Annotated in this window: 13 protein-coding genes; 1 reads left to right on the top strand and 12 read right to left on the bottom strand. The window is 52.5% G+C overall.

From position 1 onward, the window contains the following. The coding region (locus A1355_RS03900; protein WP_157197739.1) for a transposase at nucleotides 1–230 on the top strand (230 nt) is incomplete at its 5' end. Between the two features lie 136 nt (nucleotides 231–366). On the opposite strand, the gene mazF is transcribed toward A1355_RS03900, so the two are convergent. The 12 genes from mazF to A1355_RS03850 all read right to left on the bottom strand — a co-directional run bounded on the left by mazF (nucleotide 367) and on the right by A1355_RS03850 (nucleotide 8,323). Continuing rightward, a complete protein-coding gene (gene mazF / locus A1355_RS03895; RefSeq protein ID WP_064025193.1) occupies nucleotides 367–705 on the bottom strand; it encodes an endoribonuclease MazF in 339 nt (112 codons plus the stop codon). Next, nucleotides 705–953 (bottom strand): AbrB/MazE/SpoVT family DNA-binding domain-containing protein, encoded by a 249-nt coding sequence (locus A1355_RS03890; protein WP_064025191.1) that lies wholly within the window; start codon nucleotides 951–953, stop codon nucleotides 705–707. The genes mazF and A1355_RS03890 overlap by 1 nt, the downstream gene beginning before the upstream one ends. 507 nt (nucleotides 954–1,460) lie before the next feature. After that, nucleotides 1,461–1,796: a retropepsin-like aspartic protease family protein gene (locus A1355_RS24335; RefSeq protein ID WP_231883550.1), complete on the bottom strand. Its 336-nt coding sequence runs from the start codon at nucleotides 1,794–1,796 to the stop codon at nucleotides 1,461–1,463. A 62-nt stretch (nucleotides 1,797–1,858) separates the two neighbouring features. After that, nucleotides 1,859–2,131 (bottom strand): hypothetical protein, encoded by a 273-nt coding sequence (locus A1355_RS25575; RefSeq protein ID WP_064025186.1) that lies wholly within the window; start codon nucleotides 2,129–2,131, stop codon nucleotides 1,859–1,861. Nucleotides 2,132–2,149: 18 nt separating this feature from the next. Then, the gene (locus A1355_RS24330; RefSeq protein ID WP_082885349.1) at nucleotides 2,150–2,416 is read right to left on the bottom strand and encodes a WGR domain-containing protein; all 267 of its coding nucleotides are present in this window, start codon (nucleotides 2,414–2,416) and stop codon (nucleotides 2,150–2,152) included. A gap of 91 nt (nucleotides 2,417–2,507) precedes the next feature. Further along, the gene (locus tag A1355_RS03875; RefSeq protein WP_064025184.1) at nucleotides 2,508–3,239 is read right to left on the bottom strand and encodes a PRTRC system ThiF family protein; all 732 of its coding nucleotides are present in this window, start codon (nucleotides 3,237–3,239) and stop codon (nucleotides 2,508–2,510) included. A gap of 80 nt (nucleotides 3,240–3,319) precedes the next feature. Then, complete coding sequence (locus A1355_RS03870; RefSeq protein ID WP_064025182.1) at nucleotides 3,320–3,610, bottom strand: DUF7673 family protein; 291 nt, start codon at nucleotides 3,608–3,610, stop codon at nucleotides 3,320–3,322. A 164-nt stretch (nucleotides 3,611–3,774) separates the two neighbouring features. Continuing rightward, a complete protein-coding gene (locus tag A1355_RS03865) occupies nucleotides 3,775–4,530 on the bottom strand; it encodes a PRTRC system protein B (protein WP_064025179.1) in 756 nt (251 codons plus the stop codon). Between the two features lie 6 nt (nucleotides 4,531–4,536). Next, entirely contained in the window at nucleotides 4,537–5,496 is a 960-nt protein-coding gene (locus A1355_RS03860; protein WP_157197738.1) for a hypothetical protein, read from the bottom strand. Nucleotides 5,497–5,817: 321 nt separating this feature from the next. Further along, complete coding sequence (locus tag A1355_RS24325; protein ID WP_082885348.1) at nucleotides 5,818–6,027, bottom strand: PRTRC system protein C; 210 nt, start codon at nucleotides 6,025–6,027, stop codon at nucleotides 5,818–5,820. Between the two features lie 8 nt (nucleotides 6,028–6,035). After that, nucleotides 6,036–6,503: a PRTRC system protein E gene (locus A1355_RS03855; protein WP_064025174.1), complete on the bottom strand. Its 468-nt coding sequence runs from the start codon at nucleotides 6,501–6,503 to the stop codon at nucleotides 6,036–6,038. A gap of 2 nt (nucleotides 6,504–6,505) precedes the next feature. Beyond that, nucleotides 6,506–8,323, bottom strand: a complete 1,818-nt coding sequence (locus A1355_RS03850; RefSeq protein ID WP_064025172.1) for a PRTRC system ParB family protein — start codon at nucleotides 8,321–8,323, stop codon at nucleotides 6,506–6,508. Nucleotides 8,324–8,427: the final 104 nt, after the last annotated feature.

The following is an 8,427-nucleotide window of genomic DNA, read 5'->3' as shown; positions in this document are numbered from 1 at the left end:
ACGAGAGCGAACAGGCCCAGCGCCTTCGCCAAGCCGCGCGGGAACTGGCCAGTCGCCGCGCCAAGGTCGAACACGTCTTTCGGGATATTAAAATTCGGTTTGGTTATGCCAAGAACCGCTACCGCGGCTTGGCCAAAAACGCGGCCCGTTTGACCTTGTTGACCGCGATTGCCAATGTACTGCGCGGCGATGCGTATGAGCGGCGCAGCCTGATTGCGTCTGGAATTTGAAAATAGGCCCGGAAAAGGGCTTGTTTTCGACAAATAACGACTGTTTTGATGGAAAAAACGGGCGATTATTGAATTTTTTGAGCTGCTTTCGAAATGACTGTTACTCAAAACGGCAGTTTTTCAGAAGTTCCTTAAGTCACTGAATTAATGCCTCGATCTTCGCCAACACTTCGGCTAGAACATTGCTATCCACGCGAGACGCCTTCTCAACCTGACGTGCCGCATAATCCACGCTGCGAACCTGATCCGCCAACACCACCCCGCTGACACGGTCACCGGCCGGCAAAGCGACTTCGAACGGATAGCCCTTAACCTGGCTCGTCACCGGGCAAACCAACGCCAGCCCCACTTTTGCGTTATACACGCGAGGTGTAATGACTAGGCCGGGGCGACGCCCCGCCTGCTCATGCCCTGCTTGCGGATCGAGCGCGATCCACACCAAATCCCCACGCTCAGGCACATACGACACAGCCATTAAAAATCTCCCTCGCGTCCCACGTCCGGCCCCCACTCGATACACTCATGCCGGTTCTCGTCAGTAATGCCCGCCAGCAAGTCGTCCAGCTTAAAAACAGGCTTAGTCGTAGTCGGCACAATGCGAAACCCGCCGTCGTCAGCGGTCAGCTCGACCGGCGAACCCACTTCCAGCTTTAACCGTGCAAGCATCGCCGCCGGCAATCGAATCACAGCACTATTCCCCCATTTATTAATTTTAGTTTGCATAGGAATCTCTTGGTAGGACGGAAACAATTCGCGGAGTTCGCGGTGCTTTGTCGCTAGGGATTACTTCTGGTAATAGTGTCTCCGGTTGTCCGTCGAGTGAGCAGTATGAGCCTTCGTAAACCGCATACCCCGCTGGCCAACCTTTTACCCATTCAAACCGAACTGTCGGCTTAATTTTGCATTGATCGGCAAAGGCTAGAAATTCGGCATGACGTTGATGCGCACGTGCCCACAATTCGTCTGGATAATCGTTTGCACCACCGGAGCCTCCGCCATTTAATATCCTATGGGGATGAGCACTGAGTAGCTCAAGTTCAGACAGAGGGGTGTCGGCCGGAAAAAAGTAACTAACTAAATACATGTGGAATTCCTCGCTAAACAGGATGTAGCAACATTGTATCTACGGTCCATGCGAATAGCAACCGCGCAAGGTTCCGGCCTTCCGTTCGGCCTGGCATTTTAGATAAGCGGAAATCTTATCGGCTGCAGACGCAGTGTTCAAACTGGCTAGGGTGGAGTCTCTATTCCAGGGTCCGCAGGGTTGTTGACCACTAAAGTGAGGGTATTGCCGGTCTGGGTCATCTGGAAATATTTCAAAGTATTCATGCCAATTAACACTTCGTCCAGATGCTCGTTGATTTGCGCATCCAGGTTCCGGAGCACGGCATTGCCAAGGGCAAGACTCGCTATCTGGGTGCTACGATCAGCCACCTTGCCGCCGGCGGTATTCGATAACACGATATCGCCGAACGGCAAACTGGCCTTGATGGCCATAGCAATTGGAATCACGGTCCTGGTCGCCCCAGTATCGAGCAGAAACGGCATGGGGACGTTATTGATCAAGACCGTACCTCTAAAATGCCCAAGGGGGTCGGCTATTAAAACGATGCTACCGGTGATGGGCGCTATCCGATTCGGCTGAGTGCGAGTTTGTGTAGCGACCCCATCGGCGCCGGTACCACATCCCCTATTTCGGTCTCTTGCCGTTTCAAAAAGATATCGGCGCAGTACCAAAGTGCCGTAAGAGCGGCGACGGGGAACATCAGATAACAAATACCGCTGTAACTGGATGCGTCGCAACGGCGCTGATGCGTTCGATTACGGACAATATCAGGGCCGCCGTCTTTAGCGGCCTGTTGCTGTCTTTTCTGATCGTCATCTTGATTCTGTATACTCATGTTCGGTTCCGATGATCTTTATGCACCGACTGCTTCGTCATCCAAATCCAGCATGAATTTAATCGAATATCCCTTTTTCTGTTTTTTTAAAAACACTTTATTCTTTTCATCAATGGCTTCTTCTTTAGAATGATACGAATGAGAACGCACTGTCCCAGGCGAACCAACCCTTCCCCATTCGCGAACCAGTGCCCAATCGCTAAATATGCCGGGCGATACCGTCAACGCATAGAATCGATGAAGATTATTTGAAGGATCATGTCGCTCTAAATAGATATCGCACATCAGAAGTCCAACCAATAATGAATGGACGCATATTATAACGCAATATACAAAAAGTCGGTTTATTCATAAACCGACAGTTATTCAAGATGCATTAAGCGATATTGATCGGCAATTGCGAGCCTTTTGCAATATTAATATAGGCTCCTTGCCAATTCGTCCCGCCATACCGAAGCAAACCCCAGAGTAATTGCATGACAACATTCGCGATCGCGCGATTAATGGGCAAGTCCTGGTTAGCTAATGCCTCTTCCATGCTGCAAGACGGGGTATTACGATCTTGCATCCCATCCAGTTCCGGGTGAAAATCGAATACGGACGGCAACGCGATAGGCCCCTGATCGTCGTGATTCAACCGGCCCATCACAACCTGCCCAGTCTGAGCGCCGTTGCCGGTATCAATCCAAAGCGCATCACTAGACTTATGCGGGTGTTTAGCGATATCGGCGCGAAATTGCGCAATATCGACGCAGGTGATGATGAGGTCAAAGCGGTGTGAATTAATTTCAGCAACTTCAAGCATGCGAGGTTCTGCTCGCCAATCTTGCCCAAATAGCATATTAATCCGCTGAACACTAACCACGGCTTTGTTGTAACCGATATCGGCCGGATAAAATGCTTGGCGGCCAATATTGGGCGGTTCTACTCGATCGCCATCCCAAGCAACAACCTGAAATCCGGGGTGACCCAGATGTCGCATGGAATAATCGATTCTAGCCAAGCTGGTTAATACTTCAGAACCGGTACCGCCGACACCGATTAATTCGATATTTACTTTTCTAGTGAGCCAAGAACTCGGGGTAATAAATTTGAATGTGTTTTGCATATCGAAATAACATAAATGATGGTTATCTCGTTGTAACCCATTATGTTAGATATGCAATCGCGGGGTTACCCCACTTATCCTTATTGAATGGCTTGTTGCTCCTCGGCCCATGAACGAAACACTTGTTTTCCATTCTCGAAATAGAGGTGCATTTCTTTTTCAGGCGACGAATCCAGCCCTCGAAACTCGTTTAAATTGAATGGCAAGGCCTGACCGTTATATAAACCGAGCAAGAACCGTCTAATTCGCAAGGCTTGACCCGTATCATTATGCGCGACGTTGTAGAGTCGATTCAGGGCTGGAATACCGTCTTGTCTAGCGAGTACCTGAAAATTTTCGCATTCTAACAGTTGACTTAAAAAATCGGACATGGTTATCGGTTAAATTAAGATTGAAAAATGGCGCTTCTTCATCGAAGAAGTCGCCGGGGTGAGACGAGACGCCCAACAAACCGGCACGCGCACGAGTCATTGAAATTCGTGCGCATTGGCATTTTTATTCTGCCACACGCGGGGTGGCTACACTATCCGTGAACTTAGGCGTGTTGTTGGATGAACTGTTTAACGCCAATGCCAGCCTCCACCAGTGAGGCTTTCGGGAAGGCGGCAGCGTTCCGGTTAGCCAAATTCCGCCAAAATGCCAAATGGGCTTGGTTGTCAACGGGATTGATGGCCGAGCCGATTAGTAAGGTATTCGGATTGCCGATATGCGTGAATGCCGTGCTGAACATCACCGCTTCCCAGGCTGGCAGATCGCCGATGTCGCATCCGTTCGGCAATGTCGCCGACCCACTGCACACCGCGCCTTGACTGGACACGTTCATTAAGGGTGCCGCGTATAGCTTTGTCTTCTCGTGCACGCGGCCGCGAGTACCGAATGCGGCAACCGCCAACCGCTGGTGCCTATTGGCCACCAGTAGCAAGCCCGGCCAAGGCACCATCAAATTCACAAGCGGGCTGCCGGCGGGCTTAAACAACATGGGTCGCACCCCCGCGGCGACCGTCCAAGCGATATGCCGATCGCTTATCGACACAACCGATTTCGGTAGCAGTTCAACCGACGTTGGGGTTAAGTCCGCCATCGAACGCAACACCTGTTCGATATCGGCTTTGTCCAACAGTCGGCCGGCGCCGACCACGCATGCCTGGTTGTCGTTGTACGTCAAATCATGTAGCGAAGCTAATACGGCGGCGCCGGCGTAACCGGAGGCCTTTCGCGCTTGGTGAACTAAAATAGCGTGCAAGGGCTGAAAGTCGGGGGGTTGTTGTTGAAAGAAATTCACATACGGCATAAGCGATCACGGTTCGTTTAGACATTCGGCTAGAAAAATTAGCCCACGGGCTTTGGCAAGCATCGTCAATGTCTCACCGATTCCGGAAAGTGCAACGGGTGTCATGCGAATAACGGCTTTCGGTTGCTCACCGGTATTCATTAAATCCTCGTAAAAATCATCGACCAAACGGTTTTCCCAATCGAATCCGTAACCAATCAGGTGGCCAAAGCGCAGGGAACAGGCCGATTCATCGCCAAACGTTTCATCCGACTCGAACAAGGCGGTAGCGGTATCGATGTCGCAGCCCGCCACATAATCGCGAAATAGCAGGGTCTGTTCGATGAAGGTCAACCAGGGCGAGTGCAACAAGGCATTTTGCTCGCGTTGCCATTCGGTCATCGTATCGGTAACCTCGGCGATCGTCGGCATCGTCAAAAATCGTTTCTCCACATTATTGGCCTTCAGTTCCAACAAATATTGCAGCTGGTCGGCAAGGTCATCCGCATCCTCGTAAGTATCGCAAAATGGTGATGTATCGTTATCGAGCAGATGCTGGGCGAGAAGGTGTGGCTCTTGGGCGAGTACGGTCTCATCGACCGACTGCAAGGCTTCCAGTTCTTCGTACAGCCAATAGCAATAGCCGCTGCGGCACAATTCGTCGGTGGAAATACCCAGGCCGGAGACCGCTAGGATATAGTCCAAGCACCCGGCAATGACGCGGCCTAACTCCGGCGGCAACGCCAACAGATCGAACTGACTGAAACGCGGTTCGAGCACCACCACGAGTTTGGCGGAATGTGCTTTGTGCTCCAATGCCAAGTTAAGCCCTGAAAAATCGTCGTGGGCGTCTTGGTTCGCAACCTTGGCCGCGCATTGATTCAAGTGATCGGCGAGTGTCGACGCCGTTTGCGAATAGCAGTCGTACAACCCTATCCAGCCGGCGCCTACCGCCTGATCGATAGCCGTATCGGTCACAAGATTCATGGTTCTTGCCAGCAAAATCAGATTCGCGACACTGCCACGATGTTGCATCACAAATCGGGTTTTAAAGTGTTGCGTCACTCCTGCCAGCAACGGCTCAAGCGAGCCGTTGATTCTAATGGGAAAGAACAAGGGGTTCATAACAGAGGCAGCGTGCTTGGGTCGATTCCGGTGAGCGTTCGTTTCGGCAACCGGGCTGAATTCAAACGAAATCTAAGCCATGTCGGTTCGGTCACGTCGTCGGCCATTTCCAATGGCCCGTTGTCGGCGGAACAGGGGAAACTCGCCCATCGAGTCAACAGCGCCACCCCATCCAGGGGTGGCTCATCCCTTGGTTTTAACGGCTTGGGTATGGACGGCATAGTGCAATTCCTCGCCAACCACTTCGGGTTCGCTCAACGTGGCTTGTTGCAGATGGGGATACGCGGCGGCGTAGAATGCAATCGCCTCTTCCGCCGGCAAATTCGGCGCTGGGTCTTCCAAGCGCACGCTGCCCATTTTGAATACGCGGGTTAATGTGACTGAGATTGCCATGTGTCCCCCTAAAGTAACGAGTGCGGCTGTTGCGAATCGCTGATTGACCGATCGGTCTCTACGTCAGCCGAATCGCTTTTAGCGCTACTGCGTTTTGAGTCCGACGCGGCGCTTTCGGCGTCGCTGTCGCTAACCGAGGCATCGGCCAACCGATCCGCCGCCGCCTTGACCTGCTTGCCGCCTTCCTTTATCCGCTCCAGAGCGTTGTCCAGGGCGCCCTTGCCGGCGGCAATGCCTTGTACATACTGCGTCAAACACCTTGGAAATCCGGCGTCCAGCTCATTCGCGGTCGCAATGATGTGCAGCGGCGTCGACAATGAGGCTCTGAGGTCCGCAATCGCGGAATCATCGGGATTCGCCCCCGCGCCGTTGAAGACCGGTTGAATTAAAACGGCCAGTTGGCCATCGCTCGTGCGCGACACTGAAAATTGAATTTTCTCGTTGTCGCCGAGGAGTTGTTGAAACGTTTGAAACATGATTACGCCGCCTTGTTCGTGAATTGATCGGGTTGGTCTAGGTTGGCCGGTTCCGCGTGTATCGGCGCCGGCTGATTCTTATCGTCTCGTAGAAAGGCCAAAACGCGAGCCGGGACAAAGCCTTGAAAGTCATACCCGCAACCGAATACTTCATTGAGGATGTCGGCGCTTTTTCGCTTCATTAACCCCGCCATCGAATGTTTTTCGCTCAGCCCTTCGTAGTAATCGACAAACGTCACGCCGATACCATTGACCGCTTCTCTCAGCACCCCCTCCACCCCGAATTTCGTAAACCCCTCCAAAAACGCGCGATTGACGACAAAAGACTGTTCCGATTGCACGCCGATCGAGCGCATGAGCAAGGCAACACCTTTCGCCCATGACCGATTTTGCGCCGGCGCCTTTGCCTCGTGATCCTGTAATAGGTGGGTCAGCATGCGTTGATGAAAGGCTTGGGCGTCATCGCTAGAGAGCGGTGCCATCATGGCCACGAAATCCGCCAAGTTCAACAAGCTGCTATAACTCATACCGTTCGGGACGGCCTCTCGGGATAAGGTAGAGGACACCAACCGGTACAGCGCATAACTGTTCACGATGCGTTGAGCCGATTCGCTCTCGGCAATCCGTTGTCCGCCGTCGGTCCGGTAAAAGCGTTCGATATGCTCGGCAACCGCACCCGGCGTGGCCTGAGCGGTTGCGGTATGGGGTTGCGTGACCGTTTTTATGGGGCCGGTTGCCGCCGTGGAAGTCGCCGGAACCGAGGCATTGGCCGGCGTCGACCGGTTCTGTGCATGGCTGGTTTGGTAAGCCATACGTTTCGCCGCGTGACAGGCCAAATCAAAGCAGCAATCTTCCGTTATGGCCCCGGCTGAATCGGGCGACGTTGAAAGTACGACGCCAAAGTGAGCACATTGCTTACAGCCCTGTTCGAATTGGTTTCCGCCGACGCCGTCCCGGCCGATTTTCATGACCACCGCATAATCTCGCGGTGGTTTTTCGGTGTCTAAAAAGACGGCCGCATACTGCGTTTGCAGATCGTACTTTTGGGCTTCTACCGCATCCTGCGTTTTTTGCATGAAACAGTCGGGATTGGCGCACTTGCCGCAATCAACGTGCTCGTCGAACAAGGTCGCTTGGTGCTGTGAATTGTGATGGCAAGCCGCGCAGTCGGCGGTATCGAATATCGCCGTTTCCAACAGTCTTGCAAATCGGCCAATCCGAGTCTTTAACTCTGTGACGGAATGTTGGCCTTCCAGCAATTTAGGCAGTGTGGCGTTTTGAAATTCGGTGGGCAGCTGGGAAAGCAATTCCGCATGACCTAGTTTGATTTGCCGACTGGCCAATGCCTGTAAGACCGCCTCAGACGCATGCAACAACAACAATCGGGCCTCGAATTTCTTGTGGGACCAACCCAACAAGCGTATGGCTTCGGCCCGATCGCCATTGCAATCACTCAAAATGTCACGTGCGGCTTGCGCTTCTTCGGCCGGACTCATGTCATCCCGTTGCGTATTCTCCACGGTGGCCACTAGTCGGGCCTGTCGATCGTCCAGTTCACGAATCACGGCGGGAATTTCCGTCAAACCAGCCGCCACGGCGGCTCGATAACGGCGTTCACCCGCAACCACCCAATATTGCCGACCTCCAGCCTGCGGCCTGACGACGATGGGTTGCAGTACACCCTCGACCCGAACGGAATCGGTCAATTCTTGCATTTTGTTAGTGTCGAAATAGGTTCTCGGATTAAATCCATCTTGAACCGCAATGGAATTTATCGGCAAATAAGATAAATCCGGTGGATTGAGTTTCTTCGGTGGCATCGATACTCTCCATTTAGAGTAGAAATAAGGGGATGTATGACGCAGATGTCTAAACCTCTACATCACAAAGAAACCTTCCCATAGCATTTTGAATATGCAACACC

It is taken from the genome of Methylomonas koyamae (assembly GCF_001644025.1).
Lineage (GTDB): Bacteria > Pseudomonadota > Gammaproteobacteria > Methylococcales > Methylomonadaceae > Methylomonas > Methylomonas koyamae_A.
Note: the sequence above shows the minus strand (reverse complement) of the source record. Positions and strands in the feature narration are given on the sequence as shown.

Excerpts from the sequence above, each read along its gene's own strand:
- mazF (WP_064025193.1), bottom strand. The coding sequence starts at position 705 with ATGGCTGTGTCGTATGTGCCTGAGCGTGGGGATTTGGTGTGGATCGCG.
- A1355_RS03890 (WP_064025191.1), bottom strand. The coding sequence starts at position 953 with ATGCAAACTAAAATTAATAAATGGGGGAATAGTGCTGTGATTCGATTG.
- A1355_RS25575 (WP_064025186.1), bottom strand. The coding sequence starts at position 2,131 with ATGAGTATACAGAATCAAGATGACGATCAGAAAAGACAGCAACAGGCC.
- A1355_RS24330 (WP_082885349.1), bottom strand. The coding sequence starts at position 2,416 with ATGTGCGATATCTATTTAGAGCGACATGATCCTTCAAATAATCTTCAT.
- A1355_RS03875 (WP_064025184.1), bottom strand. The coding sequence starts at position 3,239 with ATGCAAAACACATTCAAATTTATTACCCCGAGTTCTTGGCTCACTAGA.
- A1355_RS03870 (WP_064025182.1), bottom strand. The coding sequence starts at position 3,610 with ATGTCCGATTTTTTAAGTCAACTGTTAGAATGCGAAAATTTTCAGGTA.
- A1355_RS03865 (WP_064025179.1), bottom strand. The coding sequence starts at position 4,530 with ATGCCGTATGTGAATTTCTTTCAACAACAACCCCCCGACTTTCAGCCC.
- A1355_RS03860 (WP_157197738.1), bottom strand. The coding sequence starts at position 5,496 with ATGAATCTTGTGACCGATACGGCTATCGATCAGGCGGTAGGCGCCGGC.
- A1355_RS24325 (WP_082885348.1), bottom strand. The coding sequence starts at position 6,027 with ATGGCAATCTCAGTCACATTAACCCGCGTATTCAAAATGGGCAGCGTG.
- A1355_RS03855 (WP_064025174.1), bottom strand. The coding sequence starts at position 6,503 with ATGTTTCAAACGTTTCAACAACTCCTCGGCGACAACGAGAAAATTCAA.
- A1355_RS03850 (WP_064025172.1), bottom strand. The coding sequence starts at position 8,323 with ATGCCACCGAAGAAACTCAATCCACCGGATTTATCTTATTTGCCGATA.